The sequence below is a fragment of the Niallia circulans genome (assembly GCF_007273535.1).
Classification (GTDB): Bacteria; Bacillota; Bacilli; order Bacillales; family Cytobacillaceae; genus Niallia; species Niallia circulans_B.
The window spans coordinates 562,424-588,326 of the sequence record NZ_RIBP01000004.1 but is presented as its reverse complement, the minus strand read 5'-3'; the positions used below and the strand labels follow the sequence as shown (position 1 = coordinate 588,326).

General features: G+C 39.7%; 22 protein-coding genes and 1 riboswitch. All 22 genes read left to right on the top strand.

Annotated elements, in window-relative coordinates; genetic code table 11:
* Positions 1-257 precede the first annotated feature (257 nt).
* The 22 genes from CEQ21_RS10850 (at position 258) to CEQ21_RS10745 (ending at position 25,752) form a co-directional block, all read left to right on the top strand.
* Positions 258-1,607, top strand: coding sequence for an aspartate kinase (locus CEQ21_RS10850; RefSeq protein WP_185767229.1), 1,350 nt, complete (start codon positions 258-260; stop codon positions 1,605-1,607).
* Between the two features lie 472 nt (positions 1,608-2,079).
* Positions 2,080-3,285 carry an amidohydrolase gene (locus tag CEQ21_RS10845; RefSeq protein ID WP_185764612.1) on the top strand — a complete coding sequence of 402 codons (1,206 nt, stop codon included), beginning with the start codon at positions 2,080-2,082 and terminating at the stop codon, positions 3,283-3,285.
* A gap of 52 nt (positions 3,286-3,337) precedes the next feature.
* Entirely contained in the window at positions 3,338-4,552 is a 1,215-nt protein-coding gene (locus tag CEQ21_RS10840; protein WP_185764611.1) for a M20 family metallopeptidase, read from the top strand.
* A gap of 25 nt (positions 4,553-4,577) precedes the next feature.
* Complete coding sequence (locus CEQ21_RS10835) at positions 4,578-5,603, top strand: ABC transporter ATP-binding protein (RefSeq protein ID WP_185764610.1); 1,026 nt, start codon at positions 4,578-4,580, stop codon at positions 5,601-5,603.
* Positions 5,600-6,613 (top strand): ABC transporter ATP-binding protein, encoded by a 1,014-nt coding sequence (locus tag CEQ21_RS10830; protein ID WP_328593475.1) that lies wholly within the window; start codon positions 5,600-5,602, stop codon positions 6,611-6,613. Before CEQ21_RS10835 ends, CEQ21_RS10830 begins: the two co-directional genes overlap by 4 nt.
* 20 nt (positions 6,614-6,633) lie before the next feature.
* Positions 6,634-7,584 carry an ABC transporter permease gene (locus tag CEQ21_RS10825; protein ID WP_127740157.1) on the top strand — a complete coding sequence of 317 codons (951 nt, stop codon included), beginning with the start codon at positions 6,634-6,636 and terminating at the stop codon, positions 7,582-7,584.
* A 15-nt stretch (positions 7,585-7,599) separates the two neighbouring features.
* Positions 7,600-8,526: an oligopeptide ABC transporter permease gene (opp4C, locus tag CEQ21_RS10820; protein ID WP_127740155.1), complete on the top strand. Its 927-nt coding sequence runs from the start codon at positions 7,600-7,602 to the stop codon at positions 8,524-8,526.
* A 49-nt stretch (positions 8,527-8,575) separates the two neighbouring features.
* Positions 8,576-10,198: an ABC transporter substrate-binding protein gene (locus tag CEQ21_RS10815; protein ID WP_185764609.1), complete on the top strand. Its 1,623-nt coding sequence runs from the start codon at positions 8,576-8,578 to the stop codon at positions 10,196-10,198.
* 215 nt (positions 10,199-10,413) lie between these two features.
* Positions 10,414-12,144, top strand: a complete 1,731-nt coding sequence (locus tag CEQ21_RS10810; RefSeq protein ID WP_185764608.1) for an ABC transporter ATP-binding protein — start codon at positions 10,414-10,416, stop codon at positions 12,142-12,144.
* Positions 12,137-13,987: an ABC transporter ATP-binding protein gene (locus CEQ21_RS10805; protein ID WP_185764607.1), complete on the top strand. Its 1,851-nt coding sequence runs from the start codon at positions 12,137-12,139 to the stop codon at positions 13,985-13,987. The genes CEQ21_RS10810 and CEQ21_RS10805 overlap by 8 nt, the downstream gene beginning before the upstream one ends.
* A gap of 190 nt (positions 13,988-14,177) precedes the next feature.
* The gene (locus CEQ21_RS10800) at positions 14,178-14,876 is read left to right on the top strand and encodes a GTP pyrophosphokinase (RefSeq protein WP_185764606.1); all 699 of its coding nucleotides are present in this window, start codon (positions 14,178-14,180) and stop codon (positions 14,874-14,876) included.
* Between the two features lie 199 nt (positions 14,877-15,075).
* Positions 15,076-16,221, top strand: coding sequence for a DEAD/DEAH box helicase (locus tag CEQ21_RS10795; protein ID WP_185764605.1), 1,146 nt, complete (start codon positions 15,076-15,078; stop codon positions 16,219-16,221).
* 165 nt (positions 16,222-16,386) lie between these two features.
* Positions 16,387-16,629: a hypothetical protein gene (locus CEQ21_RS10790; RefSeq protein ID WP_185764604.1), complete on the top strand. Its 243-nt coding sequence runs from the start codon at positions 16,387-16,389 to the stop codon at positions 16,627-16,629.
* Positions 16,630-16,644: 15 nt separating this feature from the next.
* Positions 16,645-17,766 (top strand): GerAB/ArcD/ProY family transporter, encoded by a 1,122-nt coding sequence (locus CEQ21_RS10785; protein ID WP_185764603.1) that lies wholly within the window; start codon positions 16,645-16,647, stop codon positions 17,764-17,766.
* Between the two features lie 36 nt (positions 17,767-17,802).
* Complete coding sequence (locus CEQ21_RS10780) at positions 17,803-18,921, top strand: GerAB/ArcD/ProY family transporter (protein WP_185764602.1); 1,119 nt, start codon at positions 17,803-17,805, stop codon at positions 18,919-18,921.
* Complete coding sequence (locus CEQ21_RS10775; protein WP_185764601.1) at positions 18,918-20,516, top strand: spore germination protein; 1,599 nt, start codon at positions 18,918-18,920, stop codon at positions 20,514-20,516. Before CEQ21_RS10780 ends, CEQ21_RS10775 begins: the two co-directional genes overlap by 4 nt.
* Complete coding sequence (locus tag CEQ21_RS10770; RefSeq protein WP_235907239.1) at positions 20,513-21,709, top strand: Ger(x)C family spore germination protein; 1,197 nt, start codon at positions 20,513-20,515, stop codon at positions 21,707-21,709. Before CEQ21_RS10775 ends, CEQ21_RS10770 begins: the two co-directional genes overlap by 4 nt.
* Positions 21,710-21,803: 94 nt before the next feature.
* Positions 21,804-21,913: riboswitch (TPP riboswitch) on the top strand.
* A 142-nt stretch (positions 21,914-22,055) separates the two neighbouring features.
* On the top strand, positions 22,056-22,670 hold the full coding sequence (locus CEQ21_RS10765; protein ID WP_185764600.1) for a thiamine phosphate synthase: 615 nt from the start codon (positions 22,056-22,058) through the stop codon (positions 22,668-22,670).
* A complete protein-coding gene (gene thiO, locus CEQ21_RS10760; protein WP_185764599.1) occupies positions 22,651-23,781 on the top strand; it encodes a glycine oxidase ThiO in 1,131 nt (376 codons plus the stop codon). Before CEQ21_RS10765 ends, thiO begins: the two co-directional genes overlap by 20 nt.
* On the top strand, positions 23,778-23,981 hold the full coding sequence (gene thiS, locus CEQ21_RS10755; protein ID WP_127740131.1) for a sulfur carrier protein ThiS: 204 nt from the start codon (positions 23,778-23,780) through the stop codon (positions 23,979-23,981). Before thiO ends, thiS begins: the two co-directional genes overlap by 4 nt.
* The gene (locus CEQ21_RS10750; RefSeq protein ID WP_185767226.1) at positions 23,978-24,751 is read left to right on the top strand and encodes a thiazole synthase; all 774 of its coding nucleotides are present in this window, start codon (positions 23,978-23,980) and stop codon (positions 24,749-24,751) included. The genes thiS and CEQ21_RS10750 overlap by 4 nt, the downstream gene beginning before the upstream one ends.
* On the top strand, positions 24,748-25,752 hold the full coding sequence (locus tag CEQ21_RS10745; protein ID WP_185764598.1) for a ThiF family adenylyltransferase: 1,005 nt from the start codon (positions 24,748-24,750) through the stop codon (positions 25,750-25,752). Before CEQ21_RS10750 ends, CEQ21_RS10745 begins: the two co-directional genes overlap by 4 nt.
* Positions 25,753-25,903: the final 151 nt, after the last annotated feature.

Genomic DNA, 25,903 nt, shown 5'->3' with positions numbered 1-25,903 from the left:
ACAAAAATAATGGAAATGTGCTAGTCCATCAGTACCTTTTTAAAAAAAAGTACTTTTTGTCCTCTCTTAATGTACAAATGTATTTCCAATGAAGAAATATCTTGCATCTTACATGCAAAAAAGTAATAATATGTTTAGCATAAAATAATGGAAAATTTAAAAAACATATTATCGGAAATGTTCTGCAGTTTATGGGAATGTTAGCAATGGAAATAATACAAGCATTAATATTAATTGACGTAATGGGAGATGGCGGCATGAAGGTAGTAAAGTTTGGTGGAAGTTCTTTAGCATCAGGACAGCAATTAGAAAAGGTATTGCAAATCTTAAAGGATGACAGGGAGCGGAGAGTGGTAGTAGTTTCTGCTCCAGGAAAAAGGAATGAGCACGATACAAAAGTGACAGACCTGCTTATTAGCTGCGGGGAAAAGGTATTAGCAGGCAAGGACCCTGGAGAAGAAGTGGCGCAAGTGATTGAAAGATATGCGGATATTGCCAGAGAACTTGACCTTTCCAGTGATATTATTACGAAAATTAAACAGGATTTTCTTGAACTGTTGGATGGAAAGAAAGACAATATTCATTCCTTTATGGAGGCAGTCAAGGCGAGCGGGGAAGACAATAATGCTAAATTGGTCGCAGCATTTTTAACTGACAGAGGCTTAAAAGCAGTGTATGTTAATCCGCGGGAGGCCGGGTTGATTGTGACAGATGAACCTGGTAATGCTCAGGTGCTTCCTGAGTCTTATGACCGTTTGCAGCTTTTAAGAGAATATGAGGACATCGTTGTGTTTCCAGGCTTTTTTGGTTATAGCAAATCAGGTGATGTTGTCACTTTTTCCAGAAGCGGTTCTGATATTACTGGTGCGATATTGGCAAACGGTGTAAAGGCGTCTGTTTATGAGAATTTCACGGATGTTGATGCAGTCTATACTGTTAATCCAGCGATTGTCTCCAAGCCAAAAGCGATTAGCATGCTCACATACCGGGAAATGCGCGAGTTATCCTATGCAGGGTTTTCCGTTTTCCATGCAGAAGCATTGATTCCTGCGTATCGTGCTGGCATTCCAGTCCATGTGAAAAATACTAATAATCCTTTTGTACCAGGTACAAAAATAGCAGCACAACGCACTAATGATAATGGACCAGTTGTTGGGATTGCAAACGATAAAGGTTTTTGTTCCATTTATATAAGTAAATACTTAATGAATAAAGAAATTGGTTTTGCAAGAAGAATTCTTTCTATTTTAGAGGAATATGGAATCTCTTATGAACATATGCCTTCAGGTATTGATGACCTGACAATCATCTTGCGCCAAGATCAATTAAAACATATTGATGAAGGCGAACTGCTTGCAAGGATAAAGGAAGAACTTAATGCTGAAGAAGCTGTCATAGAGCATGACCTTTCATTAATTATGGTTGTTGGGGAAGGAATGCGCCATAATGTTGGCACAACATCTCGCGCAGCCAAAGCTTTGGCAGAGGCTGGAGTCAATATCGAGATGATTAACCAAGGCTCATCAGAAGTCAGCATGATGTTTGGTGTAAAGGAACAATTTGCGAAAAAAGCTGTTAAAGCATTATATGAAGAATTTTTCCAGTGAAAAATTGCTGCCGCTATTAAAAGCGGCAGTTTTTTGTTTTTTCTTAAATAGAAGCAGGTTACAGGCGGACAAGAGAATTGTCAGGAAAAAAATTTAAAAGCCTCTGAATGTCAGATTATCTTACACAATCGGATTAACCACCTAAAAATGAAAGCGGACACAACATTGATAAAAGAAGAAAAAGCAAAAAATATGTCTAAAAAGCATAATTAACTATTAATTCTGTTAATTATGATAATTAAAAAAACTTAGTATACTAATCCTAATTTTGAAGTTAATTTATAAGAAATAGAAAAATTAATAGGAAGTAAGAAAGGAGAAAATCAATATTTAAAGGGAAATTGATAAGTCATTCCATCTGTGAAAATGGCATAATTATACTTTTTTTACGATTAAATATAATAATGTTAAAAGTTATAACAACCTTTAGGAAAAGATGTAAAAATTCTTCATTATAATTAGGAGGGAACGTATGTTGCAAAGTTGGCATGAAGAGCTAGAAGGTATGTTTGATCAGATGGTGGAGTGGAGAAGACATATGCACCAATATCCAGAACTTTCGTTTCAAGAGGTAGAAACCCCAAAGATGATTGCGGATATCTTGGAGGGATTTGGAATTGAAGTGAGACGCAATGTTGGTGGAAGAGGTGTAGTAGGCAAGATTTATGGTGCTAAACCAGGCAAAACAATCGCATTGCGTGCAGATTTCGATGCACTGCCAATTCAGGATGGTAAGGAGGTTTCCTATAAATCAAAAGTAGACGGAGTCATGCATGCTTGTGGACATGATGGACATACTGCCACATTGCTTGCTGTAGCTAAGGTCCTTCAGGATAACAAGGAAAGTATCGCAGGCAATATTGTGCTGCTGCACCAGCATGCAGAGGAGCTTTCGCCAGGAGGAGCAAAAGCAATGATTGAGGATGACTGCCTTGAAGGAGTCGATGTAGTATTCGGGACACATCTTTCCAGCTTGAGTGAATTAGGCAAGTATTATTGCAAACCAGGCTATTCACAAGCGGCGGCTGATGCATTTGAAATAACGGTAACAGGTAAAGGAGGACATGGCTCTTCACCACATGAAACAGTCGATGCCATTGCTGTTGGCACTGCCCTTGTCACACAGCTGCAATTTATTGCAAGCCGCAGAGTCGACCCATTAAATCCAGTTGTGTTGTCAGTTGGTTCCTTCCACAGCGGTAATGCCAAAAATGTTATTGCATCAAAGGCAACTCTAACTGGAACGGTAAGAACACTTGATAAGGATCTGCGTGTATTTATGGAAGAAGAAATACGCTTAATGGCAGAGAGTATTTGCGAAAGTATGCAGGCAACTTGTGAAGTGAATTACATAAAGGGGTATCCTGCTGTATTTAATCATGAAGAGGAAGTGGCTGTTTTCGAAAAGGCAATTGCAGACAGCTTAGATAAAGAAATGGTTGTCAGGTCTTCACCAATTATGGGAGCAGAGGATTTCTCCTACTATCTTTTAGAGAAGCCAGGCATGTTCTTTCACACTGGTGCAAGAGTCGAAGGGGCACAAAGCTATCCGCACCACCATCCAATGTTTGATTTTGATGAAAAAGCAATGATTTATGCAGGTAAAGCATTCTTAAGTATTGTTGATCACTATATTGCTGTTAAATCAGAAGAAGAGGTGGCCGAAGCCGTTCAATAAAATAATCAATATCAAGCAATGATTAAAAAATAATGGATGGGAGAGATCTGCAATGTTAAGCAAATGGTACGAGGAAATAGAAGCAATGTATGATTCTATGGTGGAATGGAGACGGCATTTGCACGAAAATCCTGAGCTTTCCTTTCAAGAAGTGAATACGAGCAAGATGATTGGTGATCTGCTGGAGAGCTTCGGAATTGAAGCAATAAGGAATGTTGGAGGAAATGGAGTTGTTGGAAAAATCTACGGGTCAAAGCCGGGGAAAACTATTGCATTAAGAGCAGACTTTGATGCATTACCAATCCAGGATGAGAAGGAAGTGCCTTTCAAATCCAAAATCGATGGCGTTATGCATGCTTGTGGACATGATGGCCATACAGCAACATTGCTAGCTGTAGCTAAGGTGCTAAATGACAATAAGGAGCATCTTGCAGGCAATATTGTCCTTCTCCACCAGCATGCAGAGGAACTTCCGCCAGGAGGCGCAATCGCAATGATTGAAGACGGATGCTTGGAAGGAGTAGACGTTGTGTTTGGAGCACATCTTGCTTCAGGAAATGCTCTAGGAGAGGTTCTTTACGGATTTGGTCCAACATCTGCTGCAAGTGATACGTTTGAATTGAAGATTCAAGGCAAGGGTGGTCACGGGGCATCACCACACCAAACCATTGATTCGATTGCAATTGGGGCGCAAATTGCTAACCAATTGAAGCATATTGTCAGCCGCCGTGTTAATCCGCAAAAACCAGCTGTCATTTCAATCGGATCCTTCCATGCCGGAAATGCCGGAAATGTTATTGCTGACACTGCAGAATTGACAGGTACAGTCCGAACTTTTGACGAGGATGTTCGTGATCTTATTGAAAAAGAAATGGATGAGCTAATTAGTGGAGTTTGCAAGGCATTTCATGCTACCTATGAATTTAACTATACAAGGGGCTACCCTTCGACTGTGAATACGAAGGAAGAGACTGATATTCTAGTAGAATGTGTTAAAGCAAATTTACCAGAACAAAAACTTGTGGAAATAATTAAGCCAGGGATGGGCGGCGAGGATTTTGCCTATTATCTTCAGCATAGACCAGGAACCTTCTTTTCAGTTGGTGCAAGAAATGAAGAAATCGGTGCTATTTATCCGCATCATCATCCAATGTTTACATTTGATGAGAGAGCGATGCTCGATACTGCTAAGATTTTCTTGAGTCTTGTCGATTATTATATCAATCCAGAAAAGGCTGGTGCATTAGTAGAATCTACTACTATTTAAATGAACTAAAACTGGAGGGGGAAGAATGGGGAACAATATCTTAGAAGTAGATAAACTGCAAACGGCTTTTAAAACAGATAAGGGGGAAGTCATTTCTGTCGAAGAAGTGACTTTCCAGCTGGAGCCTGGTGAGACAATCGGTATTGTCGGTGAATCAGGCTGTGGAAAAAGTGTCACTTCTTTATCTATCATGAGACTTCTAGGAACACATGGCTTTATAAAAAAAGGCTCTATTAAGCTAAATGGCAAGGACTTGGCACAGGTCTCGGAGGCAGAAATGCGAAAGGTCCGCGGCAATGAAATTTCCATGATCTTTCAGGAGCCGATGACATCCTTAAATCCTGTCTTCACAATAGGAAACCAAATGGTTGAATTGATTCGTCTGCATATGGATTACAGTGCAAAAGAAGCAAAGATGTATGCGGTTGAAATGCTTCAGAAGGTGGGAATACCAAGAGCAGAAGTAATCATTGATGAATATCCCCATTCTCTTTCGGGGGGAATGAGACAGAGGGTTATGATTGCAATGGCGTTGTCTTGCAAGCCGAAGCTGCTGATTGCAGATGAGCCGACAACAGCCCTTGATGTAACAATCCAAGCTCAAATCCTTGAATTGATGAAAAGCTTAAAAAAGGAATCAAATACATCTATTATGATGATCACCCATGACTTAGGCGTTATCGCTGAAATGGCTGATAAGGTAATCGTCATGTATGCAGGGCAGGTTGTAGAAGAGGCTGATGTGTTTACATTATTTGATGAACCGAAGCATCCTTATACGAAGGGCTTGATTGACTCTATCCCGCATTTGGAATCCGATTCAGACCAAAAGCTTTATTCGATTCCAGGGTCTGTACCGACATTGCAGCAAATGCCAAAGGGCTGTCGCTTTCATACAAGATGTCCGTATGCAACAGAAAAGTGCGTAACTGAAAGACCTCCCCATTTAGCTGTTGATGACAACAGTAATCATAAAGTGAGATGCTGGCTTTATGAGGAAATAGGCAGCAAGACAAGTACACATACTAGTGGAAGCGAGGTAAACGTATGAGCATGATAACTTTACCTGAAAAAGACGGAATATTAGGACAATTAAACGAGCCGCTTTTGGAAATAAAAAATCTCAAAAAATATTATCCAATCAAAAAAGGAGTTTTATCTAAAACGGTTGGTCATGTAAAAGCAGTAGACGGACTAGATTTTTCTATCTATCCTGGTGAAACAATTTCACTTGTTGGGGAATCGGGCTGCGGCAAATCTACGACAGGCAGAGCAATTGTTAAGCTGGACCCTCCAACTGATGGGAGTGTGTTGTTTGAAGGAAAAGATATGGCGGACTTAAGTAAAGGAGAATTGCGGAAAATCAGGACACAAATGCAAATCATTTTCCAAGATCCTTATTCCTCGCTCAATCCGCGTAAAAGAATTGGGGACCTTTTGGCAGAGCCGCTTTTGGCACATAAGCTGGCCTCTAAAGAAGAGGTGAACAAAAAGGTTGATCAAATGCTTGAGACAGTTGGATTAACAAAATTCCATAAAGGCAGATACCCGCATGAGTTTTCAGGTGGACAGCGACAAAGAATTGGAATTGCCCGAGCGCTTATGCTGAATCCGAAATTGATTGTTTGTGATGAGCCTGTGTCTGCACTGGACGTTTCTATCCAAGCACAAGTGCTGAATCTTCTCAAGGATTTGCAAAAGGAATTCAATCTAACGTATCTGTTCATTGCCCACGGTCTTGGTGCAGTCAAATATATCAGTGACAGAATCGCTGTCATGTATCTAGGTAAGATCGTCGAGCTTGGCAAAACAGCAGATATATTCTCAAAACCAAAGCATCCATATACACAAGCATTATTAAGCGCTTATCCAATTCCAAACCCGCATTTACGAAATAGAGAGCGCATTGTAGTTGAAGGTGATGTACCAAGTCCGGCAAATCCTCCTAAAGGCTGCAGATTCCATACGAGATGTCCATTTGCGGCAAGTATTTGCAAAGAGAAGGAGCCGGTTTTGAGCGGGAACAGCCATACGGTAGCCTGTCATTTTCCACTATCATAACTAAGGGAGGGAGCTCATAAATGCTACAGTACATTATCCGAAGAGTATTAATTGCCATTCCAGTATTGTTTGGGGTTACAATTTTTAATTTTTTCATCATTAATATGGCACCCGGTAACCCTGTTGACATGTACCTAAACCCGGATGCAACAGAAGCGGATGCAGAAGCAAAAAAGGAAGCGCTCGGGTTGAACGATCCTATCTATGTCCAATATATCCGTTGGCTTGGCAACCTGCTACATGGTGATTTTGGCTTTTCCTATACAACATATGAACCTGTTCTTGACTTAATCATGAACAGAGTCGGGCCAACACTACTCCTGATGGGGGCTGCGCTTGTCATTGCTTATATTATTGCGATTCCGATTGGAATTCTCAGTGCCTCAAAACAGTATTCTTGGATTGATTATCTGACAACAACATTTTCCTTTTTAGGTGTTTCCATACCAAGCTTTTTCCTTGGTCTTGGTGCAATCTACTTATTTTCATTAGTGCTGGGCATTCTCCCAACTGGTGGAATGTTCACATTAGGAAGTACGGGCGGATTTATGGATACATTTATACATTTGCTGCTCCCGGCAGCCATATTAGGAACAGGGATAGCAGGAAGCACGGTCCGTTATGTAAGAAGCAGCATGCTAGAAGTGCTTGGGCAGGATTATTTGCGGACAGCAAGAGCGAAAGGGTTAAAAGAGTTTGTTGTCACAAATAAGCATGCTTTGAAAAATGCTCTTATTCCCATTATTACGATTATAGGTATGGAAATACCAGTGTTAATCGGCGGTGCTGTTGTAACAGAACAGATTTTTCAATGGCCTGGTTTAGGTCAATTAACCATACAATCCATTAGTTCAAGGGACTATCCAACATTGATGGCGATTAACTTCTTGGCAGCATTCGCGGTGCTGTTCTCTAATTTGCTGACAGATATTCTTTATTCTGTTGTCGATCCACGCATCAAATATAGCTAGGGGGGAGGAAGTAGAATGAGTATACCAAACGCAAAACTTGGTACAGAATTGCCGATTAATCAGATGCCTGTTGCTGTTAAAGAAGAGCTTGGCAATGAGGAAAGCTATTTAAAGCTAATAACGAAACGTTTTTTTAAACATAAGCTGGCAGTTGTCGGGATGATCATTTTCAGTTTAATTGTGCTGATGGCACTATTTGCTCCGCTTATCGCTCCCCATAATCCATATGCTGTCGAAGGGGAATTTGCTGCAGCACCTTCTTCAGAGCATTTACTTGGAACAGACGAGGTAGGCAGAGATTTATTCAGCAGACTTATATATGCTGCTAGAGTCTCTTTATCCGTAGGTGTTGGCGCTGTTGCCATTTATGTTGCCATTGGCACAGTGTTAGGAGCAATTGCCGGATACTTTGGGAAATGGGTAGATATGGTTATCATGCGCTTAACAGATGTATTCATGTCTTTCCCATATTTGATGGTTATCCTTGTTTTGGTTAGCATCATGGGACCGAAGCTAATTAACGTTATCCTTGTTTTAGGCCTGCTCGGTTGGCCGTCCATTGCAAGGCTTGTGAGAGGGAGTGTTCTTTCCATTAAGGAAATGGACTATGTTAAGGCAGGAGTCGCGTTAGGATTCTCAACACCGAAAATCGTGTTCCAGCACATACTGCCAAACTGTATTGCTCCAATTCTAGTAAATGCAACATTCGGTATTGCTTCTGCGATTATTATGGAGGCTTCCTTAAGTTTTCTCGGCATGGGGGTTCAGCCGCCAACAGCAAGTTGGGGCAATATGTTGACTGAAGCACAATCAATTACGGTATTGGCATCACAGCCATGGCTGTGGATTCCTCCTGGTATCATGATTTTACTTTCCGTTCTATCGATTAACTTCATGGGTGACGGACTGCGTGATGCAATGGATCCAAAAAGCTTGAAGTAAGTGATGAGAATATATGATTCACATTCTATAGATAAATGGGGGAAAACAGATGAAGAATGTATTCAGAAAAGGATTAGGCTTATTCACAATTGCGCTCCTGCTTTTATTGACAGCTTGTTCTGGTGTGGCAAACACTGGAACGAACTCAGGGGGCTCTAAAGACAACACAATGTATATTGGACTAGTAAATGCTCCAGTCAGCTTCAACCCTATTAACTCATCAGATATTGCGGCTTCATGGCTGGAAAAATTTATGTTCGATACGTTTTTGGAGATGACAGGACCACTGGAGTTCACTCCAAAGCTTGCAGATTCATTTGAAACAGAAGACAATCAAACATTCACAATTAAGTTGAATGATAAAGCAGAATGGTCTGACGGCACACCAGTAACTGCAAATGACGTTGCATTTACAATGAATCTTGTTGCAAACCCTAAAACAGAAACAGCAATAGGAACATATTTAACGATTATTGATGGTTTGAACGAAAGTGGTAAGTTCCCAGACGGCGTTACGGAAATACCATCTTTGACAATTGTTGACGACAAAACAATCCAATTTAAAACAAAAACGCCAGTTGATCCAAACATGGTAAAAGAGCAGCTTGGCTCTAAGTTTATGATTCTTCCAGAGCATGTATTAAAGGATGTAGCTCCAGAAGACTTACAAAAGGATCCATTCATGCAAAAGCCAACTGTCACAAATGGACCATTCAAGTTCGTACAATATGCTAAAGACCAATATGTAGAGTATGCAAAGAATGATAATTACTATTTAGGTGAAGTACAACTTGATAAAATGTTCGTAAAAATCATGCCTGCAGCAAATCTTGTTGCACAGCTTCAAACAGGCGAAATTCAAATGAATGCTGCCGGTGGTATCGGTAAGATTGCTGTACAGGATTTTGATACAGTGAAAGGCTTTGAAAATGTAACGACAAAAACTGAAAAAACATATGGTTATCAAAACATGATGTTCAACACAGAAAAAATCACGGATGAAAAAGTCCGCCAGGCAATTGCTTATGCGATCGACCGTGAAAAAATTGTTGATCAGCTATTGAAAGGCGAGGGCGAGATTGTCGACGGACCATATACATCCATCAGTCCATACTTGGATAAGGATTTAGCAACATATACTTATGATCCTGAAAAGGCAAAACAAATGCTTGAGGAAGCTGGATGGGACTTTGACAAAACAATCGACTTTGTTGTACCTATCGGAAATAAAGTCCGTGAGCAATCAGCAGACATCATTGCTCAAAATCTAGAGGCAATTGGCTTGAAACTGAATACAACAACATATGATTTCCCAACTATTATGTCAAAAGCTAAAGCAGGCGAATTCGATTTGCTGTTGATGGGCTTCACAAACACAATCGATCCTGACGTAACAACGGTTTATGGTAGCAATGCTACTAGTAACTATACAAACTACAGCAATCCTGAGGTTGATAAGCTTCTGCTAGCTGGTAAACAAGAGCCAGATACAGAGAAGCGTAAAGAGATATATAACGAGCTTCAAGCAATTTGGAGCAAGGAATTGCCTGTATTTACCCTGTATTCAGATTTTGATTTCGGAGCAATTTCTAAAGACGTTGCAGTCGGTGGTCCAAAAGTATTCGGCTTCCATAACGAGCTGTATAATTGGGCAATGACAGGAGCAGAATGATTGTAAATTTAATTAAGAGTTAAGGAAAAGACTGTAGAATGCTTTCTACAGTCTTTTTTAGTATGAATAGTTTTCTCCTCTTGAAAAAATACTGTGACAATGGATGAAACCGTGTTTTCTATTTATGGAAAAAGAGGTATGATATTATCAATATTTAGTTTTCCTAAAGAAATCGTAAACGCTAATTTATATGTGCAAAAGGCGGGAGGAGAATAATGACAAAAATATTCAAAAGGCTTTGGACATATCAAGTCAGCATCGCCATTGCACTAATTCTTATGCTGACAGAACTTGCAGTAGAGCTGTTCCAGCCACTTATCATGGCAAAAATTATTGATGATGGACTTGCACAGGAAAACACAGAAACAGTTATCCTATGGGGAAGTATCCTTGTCGGCATTTCACTGCTTGCTTTTGCAGCAGGAATTATTAATACTTTTTATTCCGCTCATGTCAGCCAAAATTTCGGCTACAGCCTTCGAAAAGATCTATACTCAATCATTCAATACTTCACATTTGCCAACAGCAGCAAGTTTGCCAGCTCTTCCTTAATAACAAGGCTGACAAATGATATTACACAGCTGCAAAATATGATATTTATGGGTCTGCGTTTTCTGTTAAGGTCACCATTGTTAATAATTGGAGGAATTATCATGTCCTTCGTTGTTAATGCAAGACTAGCTCTTTTGCTTGCAGTGACAATTCCAGTTATTATCCTAATGTTTGTTTGGGTTATTCGCAAAGGCGCAAGGTTGTTCAAAAAAGTTCAAGGGAAATTAGACTTTGTGAACAATGTTATGCTTGAAAACTTAACAGCCGTTAAGCTGATTAAGGCATATGTTCGAAAACGATTTGAAACAGACCGATTTATTTTTGCCAGCGATGACTTAAGAAGAAATACGGAGAAAGCACTAAGGTTAATGGAAATTACCGTTCCACTCCTGTTGTTCATTATGAACTTATGCATTATTGCCATTCTCTGGTTAGGATCAGGTCAAATTGCAGCAGGGCAAACACAGGTTGGGGATGTTGTGGCAATCATAAACTATTCGTTAAGAATAACCTCTTCTTTATCTGTCATTACCATGCTTATTATGGTCGTATCCCGTTGCAAGGCATCTGCTGACAGGCTGCAGGAAGTATTCGACATAGAAGGAAAGGATAGCAGCGGACATGGAAATGCCTCAAAACAGCTTGAAATAAACGGGGAATTAGCATTCAAAGATGTTGCTTTTTCTTATCCAAATACAAAACAAAGTGTGCTTGCTGGTATCAGCTTTACTGTCGAGCCAAATGAAGTGATTGCTGTTATGGGAATAACTGGAGCAGGGAAAACAACTTTATTTCAGCTTATTCCAAGACTATATGAACCGACAAAGGGAGCAGTTTATATTGATGGCACAGACATAAGGGATTACAATCTTGATTCAATAAGAAAGCAAATTGGTTATGTTCCACAGGTTTCCTTGTTGTTTACTGGAACAATTAAAGAAAATATTCGCTGGGGAAATCCTTTTGCCACAGATGATGAAATTGTTAAGGCAGCTAAGGACGCGCAAATACACGAAACGATTATGAAGCTTCCAATGAAGTATGATACTAGAATCGGGCAAAAGGGAATTAATTTATCTGGTGGTCAAAGACAAAGGCTATCCATTGCGAGGGCACTTGTAAGAAAACCGAAAATCCTCCTTTTAGATGATAGTACTAGTGCTTTAGATTTACAAACAGAAAAAGAGCTGCTTCAAGCAATATCCACATACAATACGACGGCACTGTTAATAACGCAAAAAATCGCAACTGCCCGAAAGGCAAATAGAATTCTGCTAATGGAGGAGGGGAAAATCCTTGCATATGCTCATCATGACCAGCTGCTCAAGGAAAATAACTTGTACCAGAAAATAGTAGAATCACAGCTAGGTAAAGAGGAGGCAAGCCATGTTTAAGACATTAACAGAAGCCTTTCATTATCCGAAGCCAGATTTAGACACAAAGACAGTAAAGAAAAAGGTTAAAGCAAAACCGCGTAATATGGGCAAGACATTGTACCGATTATGGCAATACATAGCTGTTCAGAAAGGTCTGCTTATTCTTGTGCTTTTCCTTGTCGCTGCCAGCTGCTTTTTAGGACTGCTTGGCCCATATTTAATAGGAGTATCCATTGATAATTATATTGTTAATAAAGAATTTAACGGGCTTGGCACGATGCTGCTCCTATTGGGTGTTATTTACTTCTGTTATTCTGTCAGCCTATTCTTGCAGAATTACTGGATGATTGGCATTTCTCAATCGACTGTTTATAAGCTCCGAACTGACTTGTTTGCCCAGTTTCATGAGCTTGCGATTTCTTATTTTGATAAGAAACAGCATGGAGAATTGATGAGCAGGGTGACAAATGATATTGAAAATGTCAGCTCAACACTTAACAGCTCTGTCATTCAGATTTTTTCAAGTGTACTGACACTTATAGGGACAATTTCGATTATGCTTTGGCTTAGTCCGCTCCTAACTTTCTTGAGCTTAATTATCATACCTGCCATGTATTGGGGCATGAAATGGATTACAGCCAGAACAGGCCTGCTTTTTAAGCAGCAACAGCAAAAATTAGGAGAGCTTAATGGTTTTATTGAAGAGTCCATTTCAGGTCAGCGTATTGTTAAAACCTTCTCATTAGAAGATAAAATGATTATGGAGCTTGTGGATAAAAGTGAAAATTTGAAGAATGTCAGCTATTGGGCACAGGTTTATTCAGGGTTTATCCCCAAGCTGATGAATATGCTCAATAATATTAGTTTTGCCCTAATAGTTGGCGTCGGCGGTCTAATTATTTTAAAAACAGGAAACATTTCTATTGGAGTTATCGTCATATTTGTTGAGTACTCAAGACAGTTCACTCGTCCTTTGAATGATCTTTCCAACCAGTTCAACACATTATTGTCGGCCATTGCCGGTGCTGAACGAGTGTTTGAAGTGCTTGATGAGCAGCGCGAGGAAAAGGATGAAGAAAAGGCAGTTTCACTCTTTCAAGTATCAGGGGATGTTGTCTTTTCCAATGTGTCTTTTGCTTATGAAGAAGATAAAGGAATACTTGAGGGTGTTAGCTTCCGTGCTAAGCCTGGTGAAACAGTTGCTCTTGTTGGGCCAACAGGAGCAGGGAAAACAACGGTCATTAATCTGCTGTCCAGATTCTATGATGCTACTGGTGGAGTCATCAAGCTAGATGGTAAGGATATTACGTCAATAAAAAGGGAGAGTTTGCGCAAGCATATGGGCTTTGTTCTTCAGGATGCCTATTTATTTGGCGGAACTATTCGCGAAAATATTCGTTATGGAAGATTAGATGCTTCGGATAAAGAAGTAGAGGAGGCAGCGCAACTTGCCAATGCACATGGCTTCATTGATAGTCTGCCAGACGGCTATGAAACTGTGCTGGAAGCAGACGGAAACAGCATAAGTCAAGGTCAAAAGCAGCTGTTGTCGATTGCTAGAGCAATACTCGCCGATCCAAAGGTTCTAATTCTTGATGAGGCAACGAGCAGCATTGATACGATAACAGAGGTGAAAATTCAAGAAGCGCTGCAGGTGCTTATGAGAGGGAAAACCTCCTTTGTTGTCGCCCATCGACTTAACACAATTAAGCATGCTGATTGTATTTTAGTCTTGAATGATGGAGAAGTCATCGAACGTGGGACACATGACGAGCTCTTGCAAAAAAATGGATTTTATGCTCGCTTGAACCAAAATCAGTTCAGCACAGATGCTGGCGAAAACGACGAAACCTGTCCTTAAATTGCCAGGTAAAGGATATTTGACTGACCGGTCATTTTTCTTTATAATAGGGTTAGATGCTGTCATCCTTAACATTGGCGAAGAGGTGAATGGTTAAATGAAAACGATCGATCAGATTATCGAGCTTTTGAAAAACATAGGAGTCAATGCAGAAAAGGTTATAAGAAAACCAAAGGAGACTTATTGATTTATGGATCGTACTAACAAGAATGAAGGACTTCTACCTATAAGCGAATGGAATTTAGATGATCTCTCCAATGAACTGATAGAGTGGAAAAACAACCTGATTGTCTATCGTTTTGCTTTAGAGGAAGTTAATACGAAACTTAAAATATTAAATGAAGAATTTCAATTTATCCACAATCATAATCCGATTGAACATATAAAATCCCGGATTAAAGATCCAAGGGGAATTATGGTGAAGCTTAATAGGAAAGGTCTTGGCATAACGGTTGAAAATGCGAAGGAGCATATTCACGATATTGCCGGCGTCCGCATCACCTGCTCATTCATTTCAGATATTTATGATTTATATGAAATGCTTAAGAGACAAAGCGATTTGAAAATTATCGAAGTAAAGGATTATATTGAAAATCCAAAACCAAATGGTTACAAGAGCCTGCATTTAATCATCAAGGTCCCAGTGTTTTTAAGCAATGGAATGGAAGAAGTATTTGTGGAAGTGCAAATACGAACAATTGCGATGGACTTCTGGGCGAGCCTTGAACATAAAATATATTATAAATTTGATAAAGGCATTCCAGAATATTTGCTTGCAGAGCTGAAGGAAGCAGCAGATGCTGCACATGAACTGGATGTTAAAATGAAAAAGATTAAGGACAGGGTGGATATTTACCAAACAGTCGGAGATGCCCAAACCCTTGTTTAATAAACTTTTACAGGACTGTCGGCAGCAACTTTGCCGACAGTCTTTTTTCATTGTTTAACAGCTATCATGATTGCATATCTATTTTTAGGAGAATAATCTATAATAAGTAGATATTAGGCAATAAACAGCCATAGTGCAAAAAAGCTATTTCTTCCTAGTGAAGAGCAAAAGCGTAAGCTGTGTAAAGAAGGAGAATAAAATGAGTAATCAAGACCTTTTAAATAAGATGAAACCTTTCGTAGCAGAAAATTGGACGAAAGCAAGCTTTCAAAAACCGACAAATATTCAAGAACAGGCGATACCTGAAATATTAGCTGGAAAAGATATCATCGCTGAATCACCAACAGGAACTGGAAAAACGTTGGCATACCTACTGCCGGTTTTAAATAAAATTGATGCTGAATCAAGAGCTATGCAGGCGATCATATTAGCATCCTCCCAAGAACTGGTTATGCAGATACTTGGTGAGGTTCAAAAATGGGGAGAAAACAGTGGAATCCGTTCCGCTTCCTTTATCGGCGGAGCCAATGTAAAAAGACAGTTGGAAAAGCTGAAGAAAAGTCCTCACCTCGCTATTTGTACACCTGGTAGAGCGTTGGAGCTTATTAAGCAGAAGAAGCTTAAAATGCATGAAGTAAGAACGATTGTGCTTGATGAGGCAGATCAAATGTTAGTTCCTGAACATATTGACTATGTCCGTCAAATCATTAAAGCAACACAGAAAGAGGAAAGACAGGTTGTTATGTTCTCAGCAACACTGACAGAAAGAACAGCATCGCTTGGCAAGGAATTGCTGCAAGAACCTGCTGTTATCACTGTTAAAAAGGATACGAGTATTGAAGCAGCAGATGTAAACCATATCTATTTCCAGGCAGAGCATCGAGACAAGATCAAGCTAATGGAGAAAATCTCTCGTTTGGAGAATGCGAAAGTGCTTGTTTTTGTTAAGGATATCGGTACATTGGATGTACTCCACGAAAAACTTGCCTTTAAAGAGATTCAAACAAGCAGACTTCATAGCGATCTTAACAAAATGGACAGACAAAAATATACAAGACTATTCCGTTCAGGCAAAACATCTATGCTGCTTGCAACAGACGTTGCAGCACGCGGATTAGATATCCAAAATATAACACATGTTGTCCACTATGACTTTGCTAAAGACAAAACACAGTATATCCACCGTTCCGGTCGTACAGGCAGATTCGGCAAGGAAGGAACAGTCATCAGCCTTGTGACAGACAGAGAAGAAAGAGAATTAAAGCAAATGCTGAAAGAACTTAAACTCCCGCTAGAGCGCAAAGTTTTCTTTAAAGGTGAAATTTCAGAAGTAAATAATCAATAGACAAATGAAAAGCCGCTAACTAATTAGCGGCTTTTTTGCAGTTTAAATGCCGCGAAATTTTCACCAGCATTTTTTATTTTTATCCCTGCAAATATTTTCTACATAATATTGGAGAATTTTCACAAGATAAGACAAGAATATTACTATTTGCAGGTGAAATGATATATGGTTACATTTGTTTATTTATTAATGATTGGCATGATGGGGAGCCTTACACTCATACTTGATTTGTTTGTTTTTCATGACAGCTTAAAAAATTGCTTTATGAACATTTACAAGGCGGAGGTTGGAGCAGGAGCAATCACCATTGTCCTAACGGCAGTCTTTGGCTTTATCTGGTCTGTAGTAGTTGACTTTAGAAGACTGAAAAAGAAGCTGCAAGGCAATAAATCACAAGCTAAAAACTAAAGGAAGTGGAGTCCGATGCTGAAAGAGAATATTTCTTTAAGCCAACTAGCAGCACTTGTATTCAATTTCCAAATTGGTAGCTCCATTGTTTTCGGACTTGCATTAGACGCAAAAGAGGATGCTTGGATTGCCCTCTTAATTGCATTTGCATTTGGGATACTGATTACCACATTTTATTTATATTTAAGCGCGCTTCTTCCGGGGAAAAACCTGTACGAGATGTTTGAGTATTGCTTTAAGAGGCCGATAGCAATTTGCTTAAGCTTAGTCTACTCTATCTACTTCTTGTACTATGCGTGTCGTATCATCAGGGACTTTGGCGAATTGATTTCAGCTACAGTTCTTCCGACAACTCCGATTGAATTCAGCATATTTACACTGCTGCTTGTTATTGGATATGTGCTTTATTTAGGGCTTGAGGTACTTGCAAGAACTTCTGAAATTTTTACACCATATGCCATCATATTTATGGTCTTATTATGTGTGTTTTTATATTCAGGGAAAAATTTAGATTTATCCAATATTAAGCCAGTATTGGGAGAGGGATTTGAACCTTTATGGAAGGTGATTTTTCCATATGAGCTCATCCGCCCATATGGTCAGCTCCTTTTCTTAACATTCATTCTTCCGAGTGTAACGAGATTAGATTTAAGCAACAAGGTTGTGATGGTCAGTGTGATTTGTTCCAGTCTTCTTCTCATAGCATCATCATTGTTGATTATTCTTTCATTGGGTCAAAATATTGCCCTTCGTTCTAATTTCCCTCTGTTGAGTGCAGCACGGCTAATTTCAATTGGCGAATTTATTCAGCGGGTTGATGCTATTGTTGTCTTCACAATGGTATTAGGAACATTAGTGAAGAGCTCTATATACATATATGGTGGATTAAAGGGACTAGAGTATATTTTCACTATTCCATTTCGTTTTTTTGCAATCCCAATATCATGTGTGGTTTCTCTTTTCTCGATCTTTATTGCAAAAGGGTATTCGGATCATTTAGATGAAGGGTTATTCTCCAACCCGTTTTTATTGCATGTGCCGCTCCAGTTCGGACTGCCACTTCTATTGACGGTAATCCTCCTGTTTAAGAAATGGAGGGGAAAACATAGCAAGCAGATGAAAGAAAGGAATATGTAAATCTTGCTGTGCATTAAGACATAAGGTGTTGAGCGTATGCTAAAGGAAAACATATCATTAAGCCAATTAATTACATTAGTTATAAATTTCCTGCTCGGCAGCGCTATTGTAGTCGGGGTAGGTATGGAAGCAAAGCGTGATGCTTGGATTGTCATCATAGCAGGGCTTTTTATTGGTTTGCTTATTATATCTGCTTATTATTTTTTACTTTCCTTGCAGCCCGGAAAAAACTTCTTCGAAATATTGGAAATTTGCTTTTCCAGACCTGTTGCAATTGTCATGTCACTTGGATATATTTGTTATTTTCTTTATATTGCCTGTCGGGTAATAAGGGACTTTGGAGAAATGATTTCAGCGGCGATATTACCCTTAACGCCGATCGAGGTCACCGTTGCTTTGCTTGCGCTTGTAATAGGCTACATTCTTTATATGGGTATTGAGGTACTTGGCCGAACCTCGGAAATTTTCACACCATATACATTTGCCTTCATGTTGATGCTTTTTGTTTTCTTGTACGGCAGCGGCAATATTGAAATTTCTAATTTAGAACCGGTTGCTGCTAATGGCTGGAAACCGATAGTGAAAGCAATTGTACCATCAATATCTGTCTTTCCTTATGGAGAGATGATTGCATTTACAGTGGTGCTTGCTGATGTGACTAACTTTAAATACAGCAGAGTTATTAGTATTTTCGGCGTTATTATCGCCAGCATGCTCTTGCTACTGTCTGTTTTCCTAATAATTACGTCATTAGGGGAGAACATCGCTATCCGTTCTAACTTTCCTTTACTTAGTGCGGCGAGGCTAGTAAGCATCGGGGAATTTATTGAAAGAATTGATGCATTAGTCGTCTTCATTATTATGCTTGGGATTTTAATTAAAAGCTCTGTTTTTATATACGGAGGTCTTAAGGGGTTGGAATATGTGTTTAATAAGCCGTATCGCTTTTTTTCCATTCCTATCGCATGCATCGTATCGATGTTTTCCATTTTCATTAGTAATGATTTTTCGGATCATATTCGGGAAGGTCTTTATGTGGATATCTTTGTCCTGCATTTGCCGATGGAATATGGAGTGCCTATATTAGTGCTTGTCACATTATTGTTTAAGAAATGGAGAAAAGACCGAAGTGCAGGCAAGGAGGTAAAAGCATGAATAAGTTTTTGAAGAAACTGATGAATATTAACGCCAAAAAACAAATTCCTTCCAATTCCACACCAAGCAAAGCACAAGAAATTGAGATGAAAAACATCAGCTTTGAAACGATAAAGGATGAAACGAAAAAGATTTTTGGACATACTGCTGATTTAAAGGCAGATGACATCCTAGTTGGTAAGTCTGAAGCAATTATTTTCTATTTGGACACGGTAATTAACACGGATTTCCTCAAAGATATGCTTGGACAAACCTTAGAAAGTCCTGTTGAACAGGATATAAGAATCACCAGTGTAGATGAACTGCAAGCCTTCGGAAAAAAAGCCTTTGGAGTTTCAGGATATAAGCTCATCCATACACTAAGTGAAATGACTGAGACTATTCTAGAAGGAAGAATTGCTGTTATCATTAAGGGCGTTCCGGCAGCACTCACTATAAGCTTTATTAACAGTGAAGGAAGAACGGTCTCAGAGCCAACAACACAAACAGTTGTCAGAGGACCGAAGGATGCCTTTGTTGAGGATATATCTACAAACATTAACTTGATCCGAAAAAGAATCAAAAATCATAATCTCCAATTTGAAAAGTTCAAGGTAGGTAATGAAACAAGAACAAGTGTGTACATTGGTTCCATAAAAGGAATTGTTAATGAGAAGATTCTAGAAGAGGTTCGGAAGCGGATAAAAGATATCAATATTTCTGCTATTTTCGAGTCTGCAAATATAGAAGAGCTTATCCAAGATAAATCAGCGACTGTTTTTCCGCTAGCTTTAAATACAGAGCGACCAGACTCTGTCAGTTCTGCGCTTTTAGATGGGAAAATTTGTATTATTACAGATGGAACACCTTTTATTTTACTAGTTCCTGCTGTACTGACAGATTTCTTTATATCGTCTGAGGATAATTACCAAAACTATTTTATGAGCAGTTTTATCAGGATGATAAGATATTTGTCCTTTATGATTGGTCTGCTTATGCCTTCTGCATATGTAGGAGTCTTGACCTTTCACCCAGAGCTTTTGCCGACAACATTGCTGTTAAGCGTTATTGCCCAGCGGGAGGGTGTGCCGTTCCCTGCGGTAATTGAGGTCTTTATTATGGAAATAACCTTTGAAATACTAAGAGAAGCCGGTGTCCGTATGCCAAGGGCCGTAGGGCAGACAGTTTCAATTGTTGGTGCGTTAGTTATCGGTCAGGCTGCAGCAGAAGCGGGAATCATTTCTAATATCATGGTCATTATTGTGGCAATTACGGCAATAGCCAACTTTGTATTTCCAAACTACAGCTTTGCGAATGCTTCACGGCTTATCCGATTCGTTCTTATTATAGTCGCTTCCATCCTAGGATTGTATGGTGTATTACTCGTGTTGATATTCATGGTGGCACATCTTAGCTCACTCCGTTCTGTCGGTGTTCCTTATCTAGCGCCAGTTGCACCATTTATAGTCGAGGATCAGAAGGATATCTTTATTCGCACACCGATTTGGTTCCAAAACAAGCGGCCAGCTTATTTAAGTCCTACCACCCTGGATAAGCAAAAGCCTCAAGGCTCTCCATCTCCTCCTAAGCAGTCGAAAGGAGGCAGCGGAGATTGAAGCTGTTTGGAAAGATGTTAATTTCTGTTTTAATTGTATGCCTTTTGGGTGGATGCTGGGATCGAAAGGAGCTTTCAGAGATAAAGCTAGTTTCTGGGATGGCTATCGATAAAGGTGATGACGGGAAATATGAGGTTACTGTTGAAGCCTTGAATGCTGCAGAGCTGAATTCACGGACGAGCGGAGGAAATGCTCCGTCATTAGTTGAAACGATTGAAGGGGAAACCTTATCAGAAGTCAGCCATCAGTTCAGCCAATATTATGCACAGTATCTTGTGTTTTCTCATATGAAGCTGCTTGTTATTTCAGAAGAAGTGGCAAAGTCAGGTATGATTGATTTTATTGATTATTTAGAGAGAAACAGAGAGCTGCGCGATGATTTTAAGATTCTCATCGCTAAAGGTAATAAGGCGTCTGATGTATTGAAGGTCACAAATCTGTACCGTAAGTCGTCTTCATTGAAGCTGTCCACACAGCTTGAGAATATGTTCCAAGATTGGGGCGGGGATCCGGACATGCGGATAAATGACTTTATCAATGATGTCACCTTAGAGGGGAAAGAGGCTGTCTTAAATACAGTAGTTGTCGAAGGGGATAAAAAGGTCGGAGCATCTGTTGAGAATATGAATAATGTAACGCCCGAAGCGATTGTATTAGTTGATTCACTTGCCTTCTTCAATAAGAAGAAGCTGGCGGGTTTTCTGCCATTAGACGATACGAGGGTATATTTATGGATAACAGACAAATTCAAAAATACAACATTAACAGTACAATGCGGTGAAAATGAATATAGTGCTGTTAGGATTATTCATTCAACAACAAATGTTCAAACGAAGATGGACGGAGTTAGGCCTGAATTTACTATTAACGTTAAATCCGAGGGTTATATTGAAGGAACGCAATGCTATAAGTCATTGGATAAAATAGAAACCTTTAAGAAATATGAAGATCTTGTCAGCAAGTCAGCTGCTGAAAAAATACAAAAAACTGTCGCGAAAATGCAAAATGAGTACGGACTTGATATCTTTGGATTTGGGGAAATAATGAGAAGACAGCATAATAATCAGTTTGCAAAAATCAAGGATGACTGGAATAGCTACTTTGCGGAAGCGAAGGTAAATGTGAATTTTGATTTCATTCTAAGAAGGACAGGAATTAGATCAGATAGCTTCCTTGACGAAGTAGAAAAATAACGAAATAGATAAATGATTCTTAAAATTTCACATAATTGCTTGAAATATAAGGTGAATATGATATCCTTTAAGTACAAAAGAAAACGAAAATGAAAATCATCACTAGGGGATCCCTTGATAAGGGCTGAGAATAAAGTAGCTACTTTTAAACCCTCATAACCTGAACAGGTTCGCACCTGCGTAGGAAAGTGGCAGATTGTTTTGTTGTGCACTTTTTGGAGTATTGTACAAAATCACAAACCACTTTCCTATGCGGGAAAGTGGTTTTTTTGTTGGGAAAAGACAGAATTTGGAGGGATGGCTAAACTTTAATGTTGAGTAAGTAGATAGGTAAAGGTGGTTTAAAATGAAGCTTGCTGCAATAACAAATGATTCCTTTTCAGTTGAAAAAACAGGTGAAATCATCCTGAAAATTCTTCCATATGTTGATTATGTGCATATAAGGGAGAAGTCAAAATCGATGTTAGAAATTTATTGTCTATGCAAACAGCTGCTGGCAAAAGGAGCAGATAAAAGAAAAATAATCGTTAATGGAAGGGGAGAAATTTTGCTGCTGGCCAATATGCTTCATGTACACCTACCTGAAAAGGGGTTACCAATTGAGGCAGTCAGAAAGAAAACTGCCTGCCGGCTTGCAGGAAGATCTGTGCATAGCCTTCAATCAGCATTAGATGCAGAAAGGGAGGGAGCTGACTATCTCCTTTACGGGCATTGCTTTCATACGGAAAGTAAAAGAGGGGTTCCTCCAAATGGAATCAAAATATTGCATGAAATAAAGAAGCAGGTCAGCATTCCTGTATATGCAATCGGCGGAATTACGGAGGAGCTTGTAAGTGAAATAAATAATTGCGGAGCGGATGGCATTGCCATCATGTCAGGGATTTTTGGGGCGGAAAATCCGCAACTTGCCGCTCAAAACTATTATGAAAGGTGCAAAGTGTATGCAAATTCAAAAGTTTGAAGCGGCTGTCATTGGCGGCGGTATTATAGGCAATGCGATTGCCTATTACCTATCGGCAGAAAACATTCAAACCGCTGTATTTGAAGCAAATGAAGTCGGCGGAAAAACAACGAGTGCTGCAGCAGGAATGCTCGGTGCCCATTCTGAATGGGAGGAATTCAAGGATATATACTCATTTGTTGCAAACAGCCATTGTCAATATGACAGTCTATCAAAGCAATTAAAAAATACTTGTGGTATTGATATCGAGCTGAAAAAAGGCGGCATTTTAAACCTTGTGTTTTCAGAAGGCGAGAAAAGAAAACTAGAAGATGTTATGAAGCTGCCCCCTGTCCAATGGCTGTCAAAGGAAGAGGTGTATATGGCTGAAAAGCATGCCAGTCAGGAAATACTCGGTGCTGTCTATATGAAAGACGATGTTCATGTAACGCCATTATCTGCTTGCAATGGATTTTGTAAGGGCGCCCTAAAAAACGGTGCCAGAATCTTTGAACATACGATGGTGCTTGAAGTAGTCCAAGAAGGTACAGGATTTCTAATAAAGACAACGAACAACAGCTTTTATGCGGATAATGTAATCATTGCTTGCGGAGTGTGGTCAAATAAGTTTTTTTCTGAGGCTGGCTTGCAGCATGCCATAGTTCCCATAAAAGGAGAATGTTTGTCTGTTATAAATGACAAAATGCCATTAACGAAAACATTGTTTCATGAGAAAAGTTACATCGTGCCAAGGAATAACAATCAATTGGTTATCGGAGCAACGCAGAAATGGAATGATTGGAATGAATTGCCGACCTTCGGAGGAATCCAGGAAATAATGGAGAAGGCCAAAATCCTGATGCCGGAAATTTCGACAATGCGGCCACATAAGTTCTGGGCAGGATTAAGGCCTCAATCCTTTGATAAAAGACCATTTATCGGTGAACATCCTGAAACCCGAGGCCTTTATTTTGCAGCAGGACATCAACGAAACGGGATATTAATGGCACCGGCAACAGCGATGATGATCAGGGATTTATTAATGGGAAGAAGTGTTAACAAGGATTGGGTTACTGCCTTCAAGCTTGATAGGGCAGAAAAAGTTGCAGAAAGAAAGGGTGTGCTGCAATGATTATTCAATTGAATGGGAAATCTGCGGATATACCGGAAGAGATTGTGACATTGCAAGATTTACTAGTATGGTATGGACTTAAGGACAGAATAGTTATAGCAGAGCTAAACAGAGAAATTATTGACAAAGAAAACTATCAATCTACAACCCTTGTTAATAGGGATATATTAGAGCTTATTCATTTTGTAGGAGGAGGATAATTATGTTGAAAATAGGAAATCACACATTTCAATCAAGATTACTGCTTGGGACAGGTAAATATCCATCATATGATATACAGAAAGAGGCTGTAGCAGTCTCAGGTGCCGAGATATTAACATTTGCTGTCAGAAGAATGAATGTGTTTGAGGAATCTCAGCCTAACTTCCTTGAGCAATTGGATTTAACAAAATATTCGCTGCTGCCTAATACAGCAGGAGCGAAAAATGCGGACGAAGCTGTTAGAATTGCAAAGCTTGCAAAGGCTTCAGGTCTTTGTGACATGGTTAAGGTGGAGATTATCGGCTGCAGCAAATCATTGCTGCCAGATCCGATTGAAACATTGAAGGCTTCAGAAAAGCTGCTGGAGTTAGGTTTCACTGTTTTGCCGTATACGTCTGACGATGTGGTGTTAGCTAAGCGTCTCGAGGAGTTAGGTGTACATGCTGTGATGCCAGGCGCAGCTCCAATCGGTTCTGGAAGAGGAATCATTAACCCGTTAAATATCCGCCTGATAATTGAGCAATCAGCCATTCCTGTTATTGTAGATGCAGGTGTTGGTTCTCCTAAGGACGCAGCTTATGCAATGGAGCTTGGGGCAGATGGCGTCCTACTGAACACGGCAGTGTCCAATGCAGGCGATCCTGTTAAAATGGCAAAGGCGATGAGTCTGGCAATTGAAGCAGGAAGACTTGGCTTTGAAGCTGGCCGAATGGATGTGAAGGAATATGGCGAAGCGAGCAGCCCAATAAGCGGATTGGTAACATCATGATAAGAAAGTATGCCAAACAGGAGCTGTTCATCGGAGCTGGAGGCCAAAAAAGACTGGAAGAAAGTCATGCGGTTATTTTAGGTGTCGGCGCACTTGGTTCTTCGACAGCGGAAATGCTGACAAGAGCAGGCATCAAGAAGCTGACTATAATAGATAGAGATTATGTCGAATGGAGCAACCTCCAGAGACAGCAGCTGTATACCGAGGAAGATGCTGCCTTAAAGCTACCTAAGGCTGTAGCTGCAAAACAGAGATTAGAGAAAATAAACAGTGATGTTTCCATAGATTGTCGTATAGAGGATATAACAGGTCAAAACATTGAGACAATCATCAAGGACGCTTCGATTATCATCGATGGCATGGATAACTTTGAAACAAGACTCATCATTAATGATGCAGCCGTAAAAATGAATATACCATATATATTTGGTGCGTGTGTCGGCAGCTATGGCTTAACATATCCCGTCATTCCAGGCACTACACCCTGCCTGCACTGTATTGTTAAGCATCTCCCTGCACAAACAGAGACATGTGACAGTGTCGGAGTCATCAGCCCAATTGTCCAGCTTGTGGCAGCATTTCAAACGACTTATGCCTTGAAAATTCTCACTGGAAAGGCCGTGGAACCTTTGCTTATATCCTATGATATTTGGAATATGCAAAAAGCAGAAATTCATACAGGAAAACTGAAGGATTCGCATTGTCCTGCCTGCAGTCACAAGGCCTTTCCATATTTAGAAGCTGTTAATCAAACAAAGACAGACATACTATGCGGCAGAGATGCCATCCAAATACGCCCTGGCATTTCCCATATTTATGATTTAAAGGCATTGTCCCAAAGCATCCAGCATGTTGTTCAAAATATGATAGTAAATCCATATTTGCTTGCATGTGAATATGAAGACCATCGCATTGTTCTCTTTAAGGACGGCCGTGCCATTATTCATGGTACAAGCGAGCGGACAAGAGCAAGGGCGATTTACAGCAGACTCGTGGGGTGAAAAGGATTGAGTTTATAAGGTGTTACATATAAAGACCTTCTGCATGAAGGTCTTTTTTTCGTATGCCTTAAAATGCTGAGCATTCACTAAGCCTCAAGTCTTAGAAAGAAATCAAGCGGAAGCACGTTATGAAAAATCATGTCGAAAGCTA